Annotated in this window: 14 protein-coding genes and 1 other RNA gene; 8 read left to right on the forward strand and 7 right to left on the reverse strand. The window is 64.1% G+C overall.

What is annotated here, in order from left to right; genetic code table 11:
* Positions 1-73 precede the first annotated feature (73 nt).
* From ettA to metH, 5 genes are all read left to right on the forward strand, one after another.
* Complete coding sequence (ettA, locus tag VB672_RS01685) at positions 74-1,726, forward strand: energy-dependent translational throttle protein EttA (RefSeq protein WP_329782426.1); 1,653 nt, start codon at positions 74-76, stop codon at positions 1,724-1,726.
* A gap of 161 nt (positions 1,727-1,887) precedes the next feature.
* Positions 1,888-3,366, forward strand: coding sequence for an AMP nucleosidase (locus VB672_RS01690; protein WP_329782427.1), 1,479 nt, complete (start codon positions 1,888-1,890; stop codon positions 3,364-3,366).
* A gap of 1,252 nt (positions 3,367-4,618) precedes the next feature.
* Positions 4,619-5,632: an ArsR/SmtB family transcription factor gene (locus VB672_RS01695; protein WP_329782428.1), complete on the forward strand. Its 1,014-nt coding sequence runs from the start codon at positions 4,619-4,621 to the stop codon at positions 5,630-5,632.
* On the forward strand, positions 5,632-6,537 hold the full coding sequence (gene metF, locus VB672_RS01700; protein ID WP_329782429.1) for a methylenetetrahydrofolate reductase [NAD(P)H]: 906 nt from the start codon (positions 5,632-5,634) through the stop codon (positions 6,535-6,537). The genes VB672_RS01695 and metF overlap by 1 nt, the downstream gene beginning before the upstream one ends.
* Positions 6,538-6,638: 101 nt before the next feature.
* A complete protein-coding gene (gene metH, locus VB672_RS01705; protein ID WP_329782430.1) occupies positions 6,639-10,394 on the forward strand; it encodes a methionine synthase in 3,756 nt (1,251 codons plus the stop codon).
* Positions 10,395-10,404: 10 nt separating this feature from the next.
* Here the strand turns inward: metH and VB672_RS01710 are convergent, their stop codons facing one another.
* Genes VB672_RS01710 through VB672_RS01720 form a run of 3 tightly spaced genes read right to left on the reverse strand, consistent with a single transcriptional unit; the run spans position 10,405 to position 13,806 of the window.
* Positions 10,405-11,637, reverse strand: coding sequence for an ABC transporter permease (locus tag VB672_RS01710; RefSeq protein ID WP_329782431.1), 1,233 nt, complete (start codon positions 11,635-11,637; stop codon positions 10,405-10,407).
* Complete coding sequence (locus tag VB672_RS01715) at positions 11,634-12,356, reverse strand: ABC transporter ATP-binding protein (RefSeq protein WP_329782432.1); 723 nt, start codon at positions 12,354-12,356, stop codon at positions 11,634-11,636. Before VB672_RS01715 ends, VB672_RS01710 begins: the two co-directional genes overlap by 4 nt.
* Positions 12,357-12,366: 10 nt before the next feature.
* Complete coding sequence (locus tag VB672_RS01720; protein WP_329782433.1) at positions 12,367-13,806, reverse strand: efflux RND transporter periplasmic adaptor subunit; 1,440 nt, start codon at positions 13,804-13,806, stop codon at positions 12,367-12,369.
* A gap of 321 nt (positions 13,807-14,127) precedes the next feature.
* On the opposite strand from VB672_RS01720, the gene VB672_RS01725 reads away from it, so the two are divergent.
* Positions 14,128-14,325, forward strand: a complete 198-nt coding sequence (locus tag VB672_RS01725) for a hypothetical protein (RefSeq protein WP_329782434.1) — start codon at positions 14,128-14,130, stop codon at positions 14,323-14,325.
* 5 nt (positions 14,326-14,330) lie between these two features.
* Here the strand turns inward: VB672_RS01725 and VB672_RS01730 are convergent, their stop codons facing one another.
* From VB672_RS01730 to VB672_RS01745, 4 genes are all read right to left on the reverse strand, one after another.
* Positions 14,331-15,017 carry a hypothetical protein gene (locus VB672_RS01730; protein WP_329782435.1) on the reverse strand — a complete coding sequence of 229 codons (687 nt, stop codon included), beginning with the start codon at positions 15,015-15,017 and terminating at the stop codon, positions 14,331-14,333.
* 244 nt (positions 15,018-15,261) lie between these two features.
* Positions 15,262-16,029: an N-acetylmuramoyl-L-alanine amidase gene (locus tag VB672_RS01735; protein WP_329782436.1), complete on the reverse strand. Its 768-nt coding sequence runs from the start codon at positions 16,027-16,029 to the stop codon at positions 15,262-15,264.
* Positions 16,030-16,033: 4 nt separating this feature from the next.
* Positions 16,034-16,759: a TerB family tellurite resistance protein gene (locus tag VB672_RS01740; RefSeq protein ID WP_329782437.1), complete on the reverse strand. Its 726-nt coding sequence runs from the start codon at positions 16,757-16,759 to the stop codon at positions 16,034-16,036.
* Positions 16,760-16,846: 87 nt separating this feature from the next.
* Positions 16,847-17,125: a glycine zipper domain-containing protein gene (locus VB672_RS01745; RefSeq protein WP_213561655.1), complete on the reverse strand. Its 279-nt coding sequence runs from the start codon at positions 17,123-17,125 to the stop codon at positions 16,847-16,849.
* A gap of 352 nt (positions 17,126-17,477) precedes the next feature.
* On the opposite strand from VB672_RS01745, the gene VB672_RS01750 reads away from it, so the two are divergent.
* Both VB672_RS01750 and rnpB read left to right on the forward strand, forming a co-directional pair.
* Positions 17,478-18,218, forward strand: a complete 741-nt coding sequence (locus VB672_RS01750) for a lytic transglycosylase domain-containing protein (RefSeq protein WP_329782438.1) — start codon at positions 17,478-17,480, stop codon at positions 18,216-18,218.
* A gap of 115 nt (positions 18,219-18,333) precedes the next feature.
* An RNA gene (gene rnpB, locus VB672_RS01755) (RNase P RNA component class A) lies at positions 18,334-18,713 on the forward strand.
* Positions 18,714-18,719 lie beyond the last annotated feature (6 nt).

Consider the following 18,719-nt stretch of genomic DNA (forward strand, 5'->3'; position numbering starts at 1 on the left):
CCTTGCCCCAGTCGTCCGCCCCTGCTAACTGACGGCCAACTCCATTCACATCTCGATCAGCAGGGCTTTTCCCGTGTCCCGTCAGTTCATCTACCACATGCGTGGCCTCACCAAGACCTATTCGGGCGGCAAGAAGGTCTTGGACAATATCCACCTCTCCTTCTACCCGGATGCCAAGATCGGCGTGCTCGGCGTCAACGGCGCCGGTAAATCGACCCTTCTGCGCATCATGGCCGGGACCGATACGGATTGGACCGGCGAGGGCTGGGTCGCCGAGGGCGCTCGTGTCGGCTACCTGCCGCAGGAGCCCCAGCTCGACCCGTCGAAGAATGTCCGCGAGAACGTCATGGAGGGCGTGGCCGCCAAGAAGGCGATCCTCGACCGCTACAACGAGCTCGCCATGAACTATTCCGAGGAGACGGCGGACGAGATGACCCGCCTCCAGGACGAGATCGAGGCTAAGGGCCTGTGGGACCTCGACTCCCAGGTCGATCAGGCCATGGACGCCCTGCGTTGCCCGCCGGACGACTGGTCCGTGGACAAGCTTTCGGGCGGCGAGCGCCGCCGCGTGGCCCTGTGCAAGCTGCTCCTGGAGCAGCCGGAACTGTTGCTGCTGGACGAGCCGACCAACCACCTGGACGCCGAAACCACCGCCTGGCTGGAAGGCCACCTGCGCAGCTATCCGGGCGCGATCCTGATCGTCACCCACGACCGCTACTTCCTCGACAATGTGACGGGCTGGATCCTTGAGCTGGATCGTGGCCGCGGCATCCCTTACGAGGGCAACTACTCGTCCTGGCTCACGCAGAAGCAGAAGCGCCTGGAGCAGGAGGGCCGGGAGGACGAGGCGCACAAGCGCACCATTGAGCGCGAGCGCGAGTGGGTGTCGGCCTCGCCGAAGGCCCGCCAGGCCAAGTCGAAGGCTCGTATCCAGCGTTACGAGGAGCTTGTGGCCAAGGCCAACGAGAAGGGTCCGACAACCGCTCAGATCGTTATTCCGATTGCCGAGCGCCTGGGCAACAACGTCATCGAGTTCGACAACCTTAAGAAGGCCTTCGGCGACAAGCTCCTCATCGACGGGCTGTCCTTCAAGCTGCCGCCGGGCGGCATCGTGGGCGTCATCGGCCCGAACGGCGCCGGTAAGACGACCCTGTTCCGCATGATCACGGGCCAGGAGCAGCCGGACGAGGGCTCGATCAAGATCGGCGAGAGCGTGAAGCTCGGCTATGTCGACCAGAGCCGCGACTCGCTCGATGCCAACAAGACGCTGTATGAGGAAATCTCGGGTGGCAACGAGGTGCTCTATCTCGGCAAGCGCGAGATCAATGCCCGCGCCTATTGCGGCGCCTTCAACTTCAAGGGCTCCGACCAGCAGAAGAAGGTCGGCGTGCTCTCGGGCGGCGAACGCAACCGCGTTCACCTCGCCAAGATCCTGAAGTCGGGCTCCAATGTCCTGCTCCTCGACGAGCCGACCAACGACCTCGACGTGGACACCCTGCGGGCGCTCGAAGAAGCCCTGGAGGATTATGCCGGCTGCGCCGTGATCATCTCCCACGATCGCTGGTTCCTCGACCGCATCGCCACCCACATCCTGGCCTTCGAGGGCGATAGCCATGTGGAATGGTTCGAGGGCAACTTCGCCGACTACGAGGAGGACAAGAAACGCCGCCTCGGCATGGACTCCACGATCCCGCACCGGATCAAGTACAAGAAGTTCTCGCGGTAAAGCGCTGAGCCGGATGAGTATGAAAGGACGGAGGCGGTGCTTGGCACCCTCCGCCCTTTCATTGTGCCAGCGACCTCGGCCTGAAGTATCTCAACCCGGTTGGGTTCTGGGCCGAAACGGTGTATGACCCTTGAGGCACGAGACATAAGAAGAGAGTCCACGTGCCCGTCGATCACCTTTCCACCTTCCAATCCGTTGCCACGCCTGAAGAAGCCGTCGAGCGGCTTATTGCGCTCCATGACAGCGCCATCGAGGCGCAGCGCCAGGCGCTTGATCACTTCTTTTCCACCGGCACGCCGCCCACGCCCTTCGAACGATCCCGCTTCCGCTATCCGGAGCTGCGCCTCGATTATCGTTCAAGCGCCGTGCCGCCCATCAAGCAGCGCGCCTATGCCAAGTTCCAGGGGCCGGGCGTCTATGCCATCACGGTCACGCAGCCAGCCTTCTTCCGGGGCTATCTGCTGGAGCAGCTGAACTTCCTCGTCCGCGATTACGGCGCCACCATCGAGGTCGGCGTCAGCGACCAGGAAATTCCCTATCCTTATATCTTCGAGCGCGGCGACGAGCTGGGCCGGGGCGCCCATTCGGCGTCCGAACTCGCCCAGCATTTCCCGACACCGCTTCTCGCCAAGGTGGGCGACGAGATTGCCGACGGCACCTGGGTCTTCCATGAGAACGAGCCTCGGCCTCTGGCTCTTTTCGATGCGGCCCGGGTGGATTATTCGCTTCGCCGTCTCGTGCACTACACCGGCAGCGACTGGCGCTGCGTCCAGCCCTGGATCCTGCTCACCAACTATCACCGCTATGTGGATCAGTTCATCCGCTGGGCCGTGAAGGAATTGGCGAACGAGGAGGGGCCTTATACGAAACTCGTCCTGCCGGGCGGCATCACCATCGAGCGGGGACTGGATGAAGCCGTGGTCGAGGAGCTGATCGGCTCCTCACCCTGGCACCGGTTCCAGATGCCGGCCTATCACCTCATGCGCAAGGACGGGCAGGGTGTGACGCTCGTCAATATCGGCGTCGGCCCGTCGAACGCGAAGAACATCACCGATCACCTGGCGGTGCTGCGGCCCCATTGCTGGCTCATGGTCGGCCATTGCGGGGGCTTGCGCCAGTCGCAATCCATCGGCGATTACGTGCTCGCCCACGGTTATCTGCGGCGCGACCACATCCTCGACAGTGCCGTGCCGCCGGAAATCCCGATTCCGGCCCTGGCCGAAATCCAGGTTGCCCTGCAGGATGCAGCCGTGCAGGTCACGGGCGAAAAAGGCGAGGAGCTGAAGCGGCGCCTGCGCACCGGAACGGTCGTGACCTACGACGATCGGAACTGGGAGCTGCGCTGGAGCCAGGAGCGGCGCCAGATCAACCTGTCCCGCGCCATCGCGGTGGACATGGAAAGCGGCACCATCGCGGCTCAGGGTTACCGGTTGCGAGTCCCCTACGGCACGCTGCTCTGCGTCTCGGACAAGCCGCTGCACGGAGAGATCAAGCTGCCGGGCGCGGCCAATGCCTTTTACGAGCGGGCGGTGAGCGAGCACCTGATGATCGGCTTGGCGGCGCTCGACATCCTGAAAGGCCAGCGGTCCTCCCTCCATTCCCGCAAGCTGCGCAGCTTCGATGAGCCGCCGTTCCGGTAGGGTGAGGCTCTGTCCGTATAGGCGGCAGGATAGGATTCCCGCTGGACCCCAAGGTCATTCCGGCCCAGTGCCGGTGATCGCACCTGGTGACGCGGCGCTCTTTCCTGCCTCTCTCGGCTGTCATCACCGGGCTTGTCCCGGTGATCCCGATGATGTGAGGCGCAACGCTTCTCCGATCGGTATGGCCGGGACGAGTCCGGCCATGACGTCGAGGGTGTCACGACGGCTGGGAGGCATGGCGCGGGCGGGTTGCTGTGCGATGTCAAAGAGCCAGCACCTTGGGGCCCGGAGCCGTGAGGCTCCGAGCCGAAAGGTGATCGAGGGTGGCGCGAGTGGCGGCCCGGCTCGATGGCTATGGGAAGATGGAAGAGCCGGACGGCGCCTCGCGCACGGCTTCTTTAGGCGGACAGGAGCGGCAGGCTCAGGCGACCGCCGCAGGCGTGGTCCGTCTCGTGCAACGGGGGCCTGCGACCGGTCCCGACCACCCACCGGGCATCCTGGGCCTCCTGTCGGGGCGGCGTGCGAGACCGCCCCACAGGACCGTGCCTGCTCCCACGCTGCGACGCCTCGAGCGCGCCCCTCACAGAAGCAGATCTAGGCAACTCTCTAACGCATATGCAACATAGTGTCAAGAACAAAGAGCGAACATTGTCCACATCCTCGACATCATCACCTCCTCGGACTTGATCCGGGGACCGTGCCGGTGATCCCGATACGAAAAGCACGGTGCTCCAAACGATCGGGATGGCCGGGACTGATCCCCGGATCACGTCCGGAGACGGCCATGACGGGGCGGGTGTCAGGGCCGCTGATCCCAGCCGGACTAGCATCCCGCTTGCCTGAAGCCGGATGGCCGGGACAAGTCCGGCCATGACGTCGAGGGGCTGGAGCCAATGAACCCGATGGATCGACGGGACGCGCGCCACCGGTTGCGAGGGCCGGGACCGATCCCCGACCGGGACAAGCCCGGCCATGACGGCGGAGGGCGTAGAGAGGCGTTGATCCCCATGCGAAGGCCGCCACATTCCACACGAGCCCGCCCACTTCGGCGATCAGGCTGGGCACGTCCCGACGTAGCATTTGCCGATCCTGCCGAGCCGAAATGATGGAAGGAATTCAAGCCGCACAGTTGCTCACGACTCCTCTCCAGAGGGCGCGTCATTTCCAGTAGGTGCTCCAAGCGTCAAGCCTCCTTGCTCTCTTTCGAAAATACATATAAATATATCTTTATATGTAAGAGCGAGATTTGGCCGTGCCGGACACTCCATCTCCATCACTGGACCTGACTTTGGACGTCCTGCGGGCAGCGGCCGAGGAAACGCGCCTGCGGATCCTGGCTCTGCTGACGGAAGGAGAGCTCTCCGTTTCCGACCTCACGGACATCCTCGGCCAGTCTCAGCCGCGCATCTCCCGCCATCTCAAGCTTCTCGTCGAGGCCGGCCTTGTGGAGCGGCACCGGGAAGGAGCCTGGGCCTTCTTCCGGCTCACCGACCGGGGTGTGGCCCTGCGCATCATCCGCCCGACCCTGGAAAGTCTCGACCGGTCCGACCCGCAGCTGCTGGAGGACCGCACCCGTCTTGAGGCCGTGCGCGCCCAGCGCTCCCAGGCGGCGCAGGCCTTCTTCTCACGGCTCGCGCCTGACTGGGATCGGATCCGGTCCCTCCATGCGCCCGAAGCGGTAGTTGAGGCGGCGGTTCTCGATGCTCTGGGGCCGGCCAGGATCCGCGATCTCGTCGATCTCGGCACTGGCACCGGCCGCATGCTGCAATTGCTGGCGCCGCGGGCCAGCCGCACGGTTGGTCTAGACGCCAGCCATGCCATGCTGTCCGTGGCCCGCGCCAATCTCGAAAGGGCCGGCTTGAGAGGCATCGAGCTGCGCCAGGGCGACATCTATGCGCCCCCATTTCCGCGCAACACCTTCGACCTCGTCATCATCCATCAGGTTCTGCACTACCTCGACGATCCGGCTCGGGCGATTCGCGAGGCCGCTCGCCTCGTGGCGCCGGGAGGTCGGATCCTCGTGGTCGACTTTGCGCCTCACAATCTCGAGTTCCTCCGCGAGGCCCAGGCCCATCGCCGTCTCGGCTTTGCGCCTGCCCAGGTTGCCAGTTGGCTCGACGAAGCCGGGCTCGACTGCACCCTAAATCGTGAGATCGCTCCGCCGAAGACGGGCGACGAGCAATTGACAGTATCCCTTTGGCTTGGCCAGGATCGCCGTGTGGTGACGGATTGGCCCTTGAGTGAACCCGACAGAGAGGTCGCCTGATGTCACCGCTCACCCTTCGTCCGAGCCGGCAGATTTCCTGCCCGATCAAGGTCTCCTTTGAGTTCTTCCCGCCGAAGACGCCTGAAATGGAGACGACGCTCTGGGCTTCGATCCAGCGTCTGGCTCCGCTCAATCCGCAATTCGTGTCCGTGACCTATGGCGCCGGCGGCTCCACCCGCGAGCGCACCCATGCAACGGTCTCCCGGCTCGTGCAGGAAACCCACCTCAGGCCGGCCGCGCATCTCACCTGCGTGGCGGCGACGAAGGAAGAGGTGAATGATGTCGTGCGTTCCTATTGGGACGCGGGCGTGCGCCACATCGTGGCCCTGCGCGGCGATCCGGCTTCCGGTATCGGCACGGCCTATGAGCCACATGCCGGTGGCTACCAGCAGACCTGCGATCTCGTGGCCGGCATCAAAGAGATCGGCGATTTCGAGGTTTCCGTGTCGGCCTATCCGGAGAAGCATCCCGAAGCCGCGTCGCTCGATGCCGATATCGACGTGCTGAAGGCGAAGGTCGATTGCGGTGCGGACCGCGCCATCACCCAGTTCTTCTTCGACAACGATCACTACTTCCGCTATCTCGACCGTGTCCGCGCGCGGGGCATCGACATTCCGATCGTCCCTGGCATCGTGCCGGTGCAGAACTTCAAGCAGACGGCGAACTTCGCATCGAAGACCGGCGCGAGCGTGCCCGAATGGCTTGCGGCCCGCTTCGAGGGCCTCGAAAACGATGTGGAGACCCGCAAGCTCGTGGCCGCCGCCGTAGCCGCCGAGCAGGTGATCGATCTCGTCGATCGCGGCGTGAACGAGTTCCACTTCTACACCATGAACCGCGCCGATCTGGTCTATGCCATCTGCCATCTGCTCGGCCTGCGCGATCAGAGCGTGAAAGCGGCCGCTTGAGCTTTCCGATGCCCGGCTCTGCCGGGCATTCACGTTGACACCTTTGAAGGAGCATCGTCGGTCGGCGAGATATCGGCCGCGATGATACGAGAACCGAACGAATGACCGCGTATATTCCCTCCCCGGCCAATGGCGCCGACGTGATCAAGGCCCTCCGTGACGCCGCCTCCAAGCGGATCCTCGTGCTCGACGGCGCGATGGGCACGGAGCTGCAGCGCTCGCGCTTCTCGGAGGAGGACTTCCGCGGGGAGCGGTTCAAGGACTGGAAGCAGGACGTCAAGGGCAACAACGACCTCCTTATCCTCACGCAGCCCGATACGGTCCGCAACGTGCACCTGGACTACTTCCGTGCGGGTGCGGACATCGTCGAGACGAACACCTTTTCCGGCACCTCCATCGCCCAGGCCGATTACGGCATGGAGGAGATCGTCTACGACCTGAACTTCGAGGGCTCGCGGCTGGCGCGTGAGGCTGCGATCATCGCCGAGAAGGAAGATGGTCGCCGCCGCTTCGTCGCCGGGGCCATCGGACCGACGAACCGCACGCTCTCGATTTCGCCGGACGTGAACAATCCCGGCTATCGCGCGGTGACCTTCGATCAGGTGCGCGAGGCCTACGCCGAGCAGGTGAGGGGACTGATCGACGGCGGTGCCGAGATCATCCTGATCGAGACGATCTTCGACACGCTCAATGCCAAGGCTGCCATCGTGGCCACGCATCACGTCTTCGCCGAGAAGGGCGTGAAGCTCCCGATCATGATCTCGGGCACGATCACCGACCTCTCCGGCCGCACGCTGTCGGGACAGACGCCGACGGCGTTCTGGCACTCGGTGCGCCACGCGGAGCCGTTCTCCATCGGCCTCAACTGCGCGCTCGGCGCGCGGGAGATGCGCGCGCATATCCAGGAAATCGGCAAGGTTGCCGACACGCTGGTCTGCGCCTATCCGAATGCCGGTCTACCCAACGAGTTCGGCCTCTACGACGAGCGCCCCGAGGCGACGGCCACGATGCTGGCGGAATTCGCCGATGCTGGTCTCGTCAACGTGGTCGGCGGCTGCTGCGGTACCACGCCCGATCATATCCGCGCGATCGCGGAAGCCGTTGCCGGCAAGGCGCCTCGCTCGGTGCCGAAGGTGCAGCCGCTCATGCGCCTGTCGGGCCTCGAACCCTTCGTCCTCACCTCCGACATCGCTTTCGTGAATGTGGGCGAGCGCACGAACGTCACGGGTTCCGCCAAGTTCCGCAAGCTAATTACCAACGGCGATTATGCGGCTGCTCTCGACGTGGCACGCGATCAGGTGGCGAACGGCGCGCAGATCATCGATATCAACATGGACGAAGGCCTGCTCGATTCCGAGAAGGCCATGGTGGAGTTCCTTAATCTCGTCGCGGCCGAGCCCGATATCGCGCGCGTGCCGGTGATGGTTGATTCCTCCAAGTTCCACGTGATTGAGGCCGGCCTCAAGTGCATCCAAGGCAAGGCTATCGTGAACTCCATCTCCATGAAGGAGGGCGAGGCCGCCTTCATCGAGCAGGCGAAGATCTGTCGCTCCTACGGGGCTGCCGTCGTCGTCATGGCCTTCGACGAGAAGGGTCAGGCGGATACGCTGGAGCGCAAGATCGAAATCTGCACCCGCGCCTACAAGATCCTCACCGAACAGGTCGGCTTCCCGCCGGAGGACATCATCTTCGATCCGAACGTGTTCGCGGTCGCGACAGGGATCGAGGAGCACAACGGCTACGGCGTCGATTTCATCGAGGCGACACGGATCATCCGCGAGACCCTGCCGCATGCGCATATCTCGGGTGGCGTGTCGAACCTGTCCTTCTCGTTTCGCGGCAACGAACCGGTGCGCGAGGCCATGCATTCCGTGTTCCTGTTCCATGCCATCAAGGTCGGCATGGACATGGGCATCGTGAATGCCGGTCAGCTTGCCGTCTATGACGAGATCGACCCGGAGCTGCGCGAGCTGTGCGAGGACGTGGTGCTCAATCGCCGTCCCGACGCGACCGAGCGCCTGCTGGAGGCCGCGCCACGCTTCAAGGGCGACGGCTCGGGCGCCGTGAAGGCGGCCGATCTCGAATGGCGTTCCTGGCCGGTTGCGAAGCGCATCGAGCATGCGCTCGTCAACGGCATCACCGAGTTCATCGAGCACGATACCGAGGAGGCGCGCCAGGCGGCCGAGCGGCCGCTGCACGTGATCGAAGGCCCGCTCATGGCCGGCATGAACGTGGTCGGCGATCTCTTCGGCGCCGGCAAGATGTTCCTGCCGCAGGTGGTGAAGTCAGCCCGCGTGATGAAGCAGGCCGTGGCTTATCTCATGCCGTTCATGGAGGCGGAGAAGGAAGCCACCGGCGTCACCGAGCGCTCGGCCGCCGGCAAGGTGCTGATGGCGACGGTGAAGGGCGACGTGCACGACATCGGCAAGAACATCGTCGGCGTCGTTCTCGCCTGCAACAACTACGAGGTCCTCGACCTCGGCGTCATGGTGCCGGCCCAGAAGATCCTCGAGACGGCCCGCAGGGAGAAGGTGGACGTGATCGGCCTGTCCGGCCTCATCACGCCGTCCCTCGACGAGATGGTGCATGTGGCAAGCGAGATGGAGCGCGAAGGCTTCGACATTCCGCTGCTCATCGGCGGAGCGACCACGAGCCGAGTGCACACGGCGGTGAAGATCCACCCGAACTACAACAAGGGCCAAGCCGTCTATGTGACCGATGCGAGCCGTGCGGTCGGCGTCGTGTCCTCGCTGCTGTCGCCCGAGATGAAGGACGGCTATGTAGAGACGCTGCGTTCCGAATACCGCAAGGTGGCGGACGCCCATGCCCGTTCGGAGGCCGACAAGCAGCGCCTATCCATCGAGAAGGCGCGTGCCAACAAGCTGTCCCTCGACTGGTCGTCGTATCAGCCGCCGAAGCCCACCTTCACCGGCGCGCGCGTGTTCCGCAGCTACGATGTGGGCGAACTCGTTCCCTATATCGACTGGACGCCATTCTTCCAGACCTGGGAGCTGAAGGGCCGCTTCCCGGCGATCCTCGAAGACGAGAAGCAGGGCGAAGCCGCCCGGCAGCTCTGGGAGGACGCGCAGGCGATGCTCAAGCAGCTCGTGGATGAGCGCTGGTTCAATCCCAAGGCGGTGATCGGCTTCTGGCCGGCCAACGCGGTGGGCGACGACATCCGCCTCTACACGGGCGAGAGCCGGATGGAGCCGCTCGCGACCTTCTACGGCCTGCGCCAGCAGCTCTCGAAGCGCGACGGCAAGCCCAACATCTGCCTGTCCGATTTCGTCGCCCCGGTCGAGAGCGGAAAGCCCGATTGGATCGGCGCCTTCGTGGTCACCTCCGGCATCGAGGAGGTGCGCATCGCGGAGCGCTTCGAGCGTGCCAACGACGATTATCGCTCAATCCTGGTGAAGGCGCTTGCCGACCGTCTGGCGGAGGCCTTCGCCGAGCGCATGCACGAGCGCGTGCGCAAGGAGTTCTGGGGCTATGCAGCCGATGAGACCCTCACGAACGAGGGACTGATCAGCGAGGAGTACCAGGGCATCCGTCCGGCACCCGGTTACCCGGCGCAGCCCGATCACACGGAGAAGGCCGCCCTGTTCCGACTTCTCGGGGCCGAGCGCAGCATCGGCGTGACGCTCACCGAGTCCTACGCCATGTGGCCGGGCTCGTCCGTCTCGGGTCTCTACCTGTCGCACCCGGAGGCGTATTACTTCGGCGTCGCCAAGGTCGAGCGCGATCAGGTGGAGGATTATGCGGCACGCAAGGACATGAGTGTCGCAGAGGTCGAGCGCTGGCTCGCCCCGATCCTCAACTACGACCCGGCACGCTATCGCGTGATGGCGGCGGAGTAGGTGCTGTCCGTCACTCCCGCCGCAGCGCCTCGATCGGGTCGAGCTTGGCTGCGCGTTGAGCCGGGTAGAATCCGAAGAAGATGCCGACGAGCGCCGAGAACCCGACAGCCATGATGATCGCGTTCGTCGACACGAGCGAGGGCCAGCCGGCGAGCTGCGCCACGAGATAGGCGGCGCCGGCGCCAAGGCCGATGCCGAGGGCTCCACCGATGGTGGACAGTGTCGTCGCCTCGATCAGGAATTGGCTCAGGATGTCGCGTGGGCGCGCGCCCACGGCGAGTCGCAGGCCGATCTCGCGGGTGCGCTCGGTGACGGAAACCAGCATGATGTTCATGATGCCGATGCCGCCGACGAGCAGCGACACGGCGGCTACGGCCGCGAGCAGCATGGACAAGGTGTTGGCGGAGGCCGATGCGGTGTTGGCGATCTCCGTCAGGTTGCGGATCGAGAAATCGTCCTCCTGCTCGCCATTGATGCGGTGCCGCTGGCGCAGCAATTCCGTCATGCTCTCGATGCCGGGCTCGATGTCGCTTTCGTTGGCGAACTTCACGAAGATCGATCCGACGGATCCGTCCTTGGCGTAGTTGCGCCCGATCACCCGGCGTCGTCCTGCATCGAGCGGCACGAAGACCACATCGTCCTGATCCTGTCCGAAGGCCGATTGGCCTTTCGGCGCCATGACGCCGATGACGCGGAAGGGCACGTTGCGCACGCGCACGATCTGACCGATGGGATCGTCCTCGCCGAAGAGGTTGCGGGCGACCGTCTGGCCGAGAAGGATCACGATGTCGCCGCGGCGGATTTCCTCCGGGTCGAACGTGCGGCCGGTGGCAACGTCCCACTCGCGGGCGGAGAACCAGTCGAGATCGATGCCGTAGATGCGCGTGCCCCAGTTGCTGCCGCCGGCCACGACCTGTGCGCCGCCCTGCACGAAGGGCGCTGCCGCGACCACGCCGTCGACCTCGCGCCGGATCGCCCGCGCGTCGTCGTCCGTGAGCGACGAAGCAGCGCCTGCGCCGAGGCGCGCGCCGCCCTGGGTGACATTTCCGGGCGTGACGATCGCGAGGTTCGCGCCGAGCGAGCGGATCTGCTGGTCGACGAGATTGCGGGCGCCCGAGCCGATCGCCACCATGGCGATGACCGCCGCCACGCCGATGACGATGCCGAGCATGGTCAGAAGGCTGCGCAGGGCATTGGCCATGATCGCCGACAAGGCGGAGCGGATGGCTTCGATCAACCTCATTCGGCCGCCTCCCGTGCGAAAGTGCGTGCATCGACCGGGGTTTGGCGATGATCGTCGATCACGCGGCCGTCCCGGAAACGGACGAGGCGGTGGGCATGGCGCCCCACCTCCGCATCGTGCGTGACGAGCACGATCGTCACACCTTCGCGATTGAGCTCCTGGAACAGGGCCAGGATCTCGTTTGCCGTGCGGCTGTCGAGGGCGCCGGTGGGCTCGTCGGCGAGCAGGATGCTCGGAGTGTTGACGAGGGCCCGCGCGATGGCGACACGCTGCTGCTGTCCGCCGGACAACTGCATCGGCCGGTGATGAGCCCGTTCGGCGAGGCCCACACGGCCGAGCGCCTGCAGGGCCCGCTCCCGGCGCGTCCTGCGGTCGTAGCCCGCATAGACCATGGGCAGCTCCACGTTGCCGAGGGCATCGACCCGAGGCAGGAGGTTGAACTGCTGGAACACGAAGCCGATCTCGCGGTTGCGCAGGCGCGCCAGGCCGTCCGCGTTGAGGCCTTCGACGGCGGTATCCGCCAGCCGGTAATGACCGGTCGTGGGCCTGTCGAGGCAGCCGATGAGGTTCATGAAGGTTGACTTGCCCGAGCCGGACGGACCCATCACGGCGACGAAATCGCCCTTCTCGATGTCGAGCGACACCGCGTCGAGCGCCACGACGCGACCTGCATCGAGATCATAGACCCGTCTGAGATCCCGTGTTTCGATGAGCGCCACATTCTGCCCCTTAGAACATGCGCGGGGGACGCGGGCGGCGGCTCGGGGTCGAGCCGTTCGCATCCTCCGCCGCGTCGGCGCGCTGGGCTCCGATGATGATCGCAGCGCCTTCCTGCACATCGCCGCGGACGATTTCGGTATAGGCTCCATCCGTCGGGCCGAGCCGCACGTTCACGGCCTGCGGGCTGCCGTCCTGCCCGACCCGGTAGATGCGTCCGCGCGCACCTTCGTCCGGCTGCCCCTCTGCGTCCCGGCTGCGCGCGCGCCGCCGCGGCGGCTGATCATTCTGCGCAACGGATCTCGGCTCGGGCGACACGGCAGCGACGGCCGGCCGGAAGCGCAGGGCCGCGTTCGGGATGCGCAGCACGTCCTCGCGTTCGTCGGTGACGATGTGGAGATTGGCCGTCATGCCGGGCAGGAGCGCCTGATCCTGATTTTTCACGCCGATGACGGCCGTGTAGGTGACCACGTTCTGCACCGTCTGCGCGGAGAGGCGCACCATGCGCACGCTGCCCTCGAAGGTGCGGTTCGGGTAAGCGTTGACCGTGAACGTCACCTTCTGTCCATCCTTGAGGCGGCCCACATCCGCCTCGTCGATATTGGCGTAGATATCGATCTCCCGCAGGTCCTGCGCGATGGTGAACAGGGTCGGGGCGGAGAGCGAGGCGGCGACGGTCTGGCCGAGTTCGATGTCGCGCTTGACCACGACACCGTCCACCGGAGACTTGATTTCCGTACGGGCGAGATCGATCTCGATGTCCCGCAATTTCGCCTGCCGCTGCAGGATGATCGCCTCGGCGGATTTCACCCCCGCCTCGGCCAGGGCGAGGTCTGCCTTGAGACCCTCGGTCTCCGCCCTGTTCGAGGCGATCTGCGCGTCCGCCGAAACGAGATTGGCCTTCTGGATGTCGACCTGGGTTCCTGCCTGCTCCAAGGCCGTCTGGGTTCCCACCGCACGGGTGGTCAGTTCCTTCTGCCGGTCGAGGGTGCGCTGCGCTTCCGCGAGCTGGGCCTGGGTCCGGTCACGCTGAGCGGCGAGATCGTTCGACTGCGCCTCCGACCGTTGCAGGGCGGACCGCGCCTTGTCGATCTGCGCACGCTTGGTGTCGAGATCGGCCCTCGCCTGGGCGAGATCCGCCAGGGCCGCATCGCGACGCGACTTGATCTGCTCGGCGTAGAGGCGGGCCACCACCTGGCCTTGCCTCACGGGCGTGTTGTAATCGGCGAGGATTTCGACCACCTGGCCGGAGAGCTGAGATCCGACGAGAACCGTCGTGACGGGGTTGAGCGTGCCCGTTGCGCGCACGCTCGCCGTGATCGGCCCGCGATCCACCACGCCGAGGCGATAGGCCTGATCGGACGCGTTGCCGCCTGTGGGCTTCCACAGCACGAAGCCGGCGGTCCCTGCCACAAGGAAGATGCCGATCACCCACAGCCAGACGCGACGCACCGGAGAACCCTCTGCAAGACATGGAAAGTCATGAGGGCCGATTGTGGCCGATTTCTTGGGACGTTACGAGTTAACTCTTTGAGAGGATGCAACAATATTTTTGCTTTTATTCACAGTCACTTAGGCGGCTGTACCAAATTTTAGGGCGCACATAGGGCGCATTTTTCTAACTATTTGGTAACACTCCGCTTTTTTGAGTCTGCTGAGTCAATTAGACGGATCGTGTCCCTGCGGCAGCAGGCTTCGACATATAACAAAGGTATCCTGCAGGTCTGCTTCACCGTGTTTCGCAGGAGGATGTCGTGAGGCCATGATCGCCTTATGACGCGCTACTACATCCTCAAATCCATACCGATCGAAGGACCGGCCAACGGCGACCAGCTCTCGACCTTTGACAAGCTGAGGGGCATCCTCGAAGAGCGCTTGCGGACGGCTCTGGACCAGCGCGCGAGAGAGAGGGCTGAGCTCGAATTGAAGGAGTTTCTGAAAGGACGGCGCAAGAACCGGCCTGACCCGTAATGGGGTCAGATCGACCGGATCATCTTCGCGAAGACATCTTCTTTCTGGTAGCCTGTAATGAAGTTAAAACCGGAGAACAGCTCCCACAGGAAACCGGAGAGCGGCTTGATCTCGTCATAACCCAGCTCGGTTCTCTGGACTGAGTGAATGGCCCAAGATAGCCGCTTCAAGAATTCAAACGCCTCATCGGCCGGGATGTCCGTCGCGCCAAGCGCGAAGTTGACTTCCTCACGTAAAATCTCGACCGCCCGCAGGATGTCGTTCAGGCCGGTTTCGTCCAGACCATTCAGGAACATGTCCCATCGGTCCTGTGTCGGTAGCGGCCTTCCTTTGAAGTATGACCTGAATGACTTCTGATCGAGCAATTCATCTGCCAGTTCTGGGTCGATCATGCCATTGACGACACCAAGCATCACATACAGACAGTCCTTCTTGAATCTCTTGAACTGACGTTCGAGGCTGCGCCGCACGCGACGGCGTTTTGCATTCTCCGGCACGCGAACCAGCAGCAGATAGAACAGGACGCTGACCAAGCCGCCCATGCCGATGTCATAAAGCGCTTTGTAGATCGCCTTCGCGTGCCAAGTCGTTTCGGGAAGGGCGTCGCCGAAGATGGCGACGCGAGCTGCCGGGTCTTCATTGCCGAAGATAACGAAACAGAAAAATAGGATCGTGAGCAGCGTCAGGCTCACGTCTATCACTCGTTTGGACATTGGTGATGATTCCCCCTGCCCAAACTATAGCCGACCGAGTCAAGTAGGCTTAACCCTCGCGACCCGGCCCAAATTTCAGGGCGCACATAGGGCGCAAAATTCCGGGTAAATGCGGGTTCTGGCGGGTACTGGATGCAGGCTATTTGGCCGCTAAGTTGTTGAAATCGTGTAAGACAGGGTAGTGGCGGGTACTACCGGTACAGGTACGCGGAAAAACTCTTTGTCATGCGGCACTCTGCGGCCGTGCGGCGATCAGGTTGCGCAGGGTCATGATCGTGGAGGCGTCCGCCACCCCGTCGACGCGCTCGGGCCGGAAGTGACGCTGGAAAGCGGCGACCACCTTTTCCGTATCTTCGTCGAAGACGCCGTTGATCCTCACCCCATAGCCGTACATGGCGAGCATCGCCTGCAGGGCTTCGATGGGCATGCCTTGGTCGCCGCGGGAGAAGAAGCGTCCGTCGCTCGTGGCCGAGGGGGCGACCCAATGGCCGACGCCGGCCTCGTGCAGGCGCTGCCAGGGAAAAAGCTCCCCCGGGTCGACCTTGCGGCCGGGAGCGACGTCGGAATGGCCGAGCACCCGCGTCGCCGGGATGCGCCAGCGGGCGACGATGTCCTTGACCAAAGACGCAACGCTTTCGATCTGTGCATCCGGGAAAGGCGGCAGGCCGCCCGGATGGCCCGGATTGGCGATCTCGATGCCGATGGAGCAGGAATTGATGTCGCTCTCGCCGTCCCAGTAGGACAAGCCCGCATGCCAGGCCCGGCGCATCTCCGGCACGAGCTGGAGAACGCGGCCGTCGCCGAACACGAAATAGTGGGCGGAGACCTGCGACACCGGATTGCACAGCCACTGCAGGGCTTCGCCCTCGTCCGGCATGCCCGTGTAGTGGAGAACGACCATGCTCGGGCTCTGGCCGTCCTTGCGCTCCCCATGGTTGGGCGACGGAAACACCTTGCTGGCGACCGGGCTTTCCGGGGTCAGAGCACTCATGCGGTCACCTGAGATTGCGCTCGGCGGCGATGCGCTCCCAGGCGGCATTGATGGCGGCCACGCGCTCGGTTGCAATCTTCACGGCTTCGGGCGGCAGGCCGCGGGCGATCTCGCGGTCAGGATGGTTTTCGGCCACGAGCCTGCGGTAGTGCCGCTTGAGCTCCTCGTCGCTCATGCTCCGGTCGGCCTTGAGGATGAGATAAGGATCGTCCGGGCGCCTGACGTGGCGGGCGGCGATGCGCTCGAAATCCTTCTCCGAGAAGGCGAAGATCGTCGCCACATCCTTCAGGTAGACGTATTCCGCCTCATGGATCGCCTCGTCCGCCTTGGCGATATGGAACAGGCCGTCGAGCACGTCCTCGAGAAGGGCAGGCTCTTCCTTGAACTCATCGCCGATCTGGCGGGCGTAGGCCTCGAACCCGTCGGAGGTCTGCATGGCGAGGTTGAACAGGCGTTCCACCTTGTCGTGCTCGCTTTCCGGCACGTCCACGATCTGCTCGAAGGCTCTGACCTCGACATCGACCACGACGCCGTCGGCCTTGGCCATCTTGGCCGCGAGCGCGACAAGGCCCATGGTGAACAGCACGTCGCGCGGAGGCTTCCCGAAGGGAGCGCCCTCGCGGTCTATGAGAACGTGACCGGCCACACCGCCCAGGAGAGCACCGATTGGACCCCCCAAGGCGAGCCCGATGCCGGCACCACCGAGCTTACCCCAAATCGTCTGAATCATCGTGCGACTAGTCGTACGCTCAAGTGCGGGCAAAAGGAAAGGGGCCGGGAATGCCCCGACCCCTCAAATCCGTCTTCGGACGTGTGATCAGCGGCAGTACACGTTGCCGTAGACGTCCTGATAGGTGCCGTACGGGCAGGCCGGGCGAGCCGGAGCCGTCGAGGCGCCGACGATCGCGCCACCGGCCGCACCGATGGCCGCACCCGCCAGAGCGCCGCTGCCACGACCCGTGGCTGCACCGCCAATGGCCGCACCAGCAAGGCCGCCGATCGCAGCGCCGCCGACTGCGCGCTCGCCGGGGGTGTTGCAGGCTGCCATCGAGAGAGTGAGGGCACCGGCGGCAATGGCTGTCATGATCTTCTTCATGGAGGCTTCCCTGTTGTTGAGCGGGCGGTAGGCTGCCCATTCCTGTTTAGCTTGACCTTACGCTGTCGCCAACTCCCGGGCAGGGAAAGAGTTCCTCGCCATTCCGGATAAGGTGTCGAAAAATTTTCGACCCCGCTCGAGGCTAGAATCAGGATCGCAAAGCCAGACCCTGCCAAGGAAACATGGTCAAGCTTGAACGTATTCTGAACAAACATGCGGCTTAAGGTGCCACATCTTTGCCTTATTTCGCCGTCACCGACCGCGCCTTCCGATCTATGCCGGCTGGAGTTTCGGTTTGACTTGGCGACATCTGCTCAGAACCCTTGCAATTGTATGTCTCGGAGCCACGGCGTTGGTTCTGGCGGCAGAGGCTCGAGCCGAAGGAGGGAATGCCGACAACGTCATTTCTCCAGACAAAGCCGAGGAGTTCCTGAGCGCTGCGGCCGCCGAGGCTGCGGCCGTCGCAGACGAAGAGACGGCTGAGGCCGCCGACAGCCAAAAGCCAGCGAAGACCGCCAATGCCTCCGATGGGAAGAGGCTGAAGGGCGATGCCGTTGCGGTGAAGGCCGACAAGGCTCAAGGGGGCAAGTCCCAGGCCAAGCAGCCAAAGGAAGCCGCCGCTCAGCCGGGGGATGAGGAGGCCGGGAATCAGACTGCATCGCTTCCTGCGGCACCTGTCGATGCCAAGCTGAGGCTCCGGTCGACGGACGCCGTTCGTAGCACTGCTCTCAAGCCGCTCATCGCCCGTTACGCGTCCGAAAGCGGCGTGCCCTTTGAACTTGCCGATGCGGTCGTTCGGCTCGAGAGCCGCTACAATGCGGGGGCGCGCAACGGTCCGAACATGGGCCTCACGCAGATCAATTTCCGCACCGCGCAGGCGCTCGGCTATCAGGGTCCGGCTGCAGGTCTGCTCGACGCGGAAACCAATCTCCGCTACGGGCTGAAATACCTCGCCAAGGCTTACAATCTTGCCGGCGGCGATACCTGCGGCACGATCCTGCGGTATCAGTTCGGTCACCGCACGCAAACCATGACGGCCGCTTCGCGCGCCTATTGCGCCAAAGTGAAGGTAATTGCGGCTGCGGCCAACTAAAACATCGGTTGCTTGCGCTCTTACACGTCGTTCCACTCGAAAATCGGAGCCGCCTTTCCTCGGAGGCGTACTATACCCTTGACGGGGAGGGGCGTTTGGCACCACATCCCCACCGTCAGCCGGCCGGGCGGCCGCTTCGAGTTCGCTCGGGGAGGAAAGTCCGGGCTCCATGGAAGCAAGGTGCCGGATAACGTCCGGCGGGGGAAACCCCAGGGAAAGTGCCACAGAGAGCAGACCGCCCCGTATACGGGGTAAGGGTGAAAGGGTGCGGTAAGAGCGCACCGCGGACGCAGCAATGCGGACGGCAAGGTAAACCCCACCAGGAGCAAAACCGAATAGGGACGACAGGCGTTCGCGCCAGGCCTGCTTCCAGGCTGGTCGTCCGGGTTGGTTGCTTGAGGCGGTCAGCAATGATCGTCCCAGAGGAATGGTCGCCACGTCCGAAGTCTTAGACTTTGGGCCCTACAGAACCCGGCTTACAGGCCGGCTGACCCCATCTAT

This window comes from Microvirga sp. CF3016 (genome assembly GCF_036314085.1).
In the GTDB taxonomy this organism is placed as follows: domain Bacteria; phylum Pseudomonadota; class Alphaproteobacteria; order Rhizobiales; family Beijerinckiaceae; genus Microvirga.

Coding starts and splice junctions, on each gene's coding strand:
- metF (WP_329782429.1), top strand. CDS start 5,632: ATGTCACCGCTCACCCTTCGTCCGAGCCGGCAGATTTCCTGCCCGATC.
- metH (WP_329782430.1), top strand. CDS start 6,639: ATGACCGCGTATATTCCCTCCCCGGCCAATGGCGCCGACGTGATCAAG.
- VB672_RS01710 (WP_329782431.1), bottom strand. CDS start 11,637: ATGAGGTTGATCGAAGCCATCCGCTCCGCCTTGTCGGCGATCATGGCC.
- VB672_RS01725 (WP_329782434.1), top strand. CDS start 14,128: ATGACGCGCTACTACATCCTCAAATCCATACCGATCGAAGGACCGGCC.
- VB672_RS01735 (WP_329782436.1), bottom strand. CDS start 16,029: ATGAGTGCTCTGACCCCGGAAAGCCCGGTCGCCAGCAAGGTGTTTCCG.
- VB672_RS01740 (WP_329782437.1), bottom strand. CDS start 16,759: ATGATTCAGACGATTTGGGGTAAGCTCGGTGGTGCCGGCATCGGGCTC.
- VB672_RS01745 (WP_213561655.1), bottom strand. CDS start 17,125: ATGAAGAAGATCATGACAGCCATTGCCGCCGGTGCCCTCACTCTCTCG.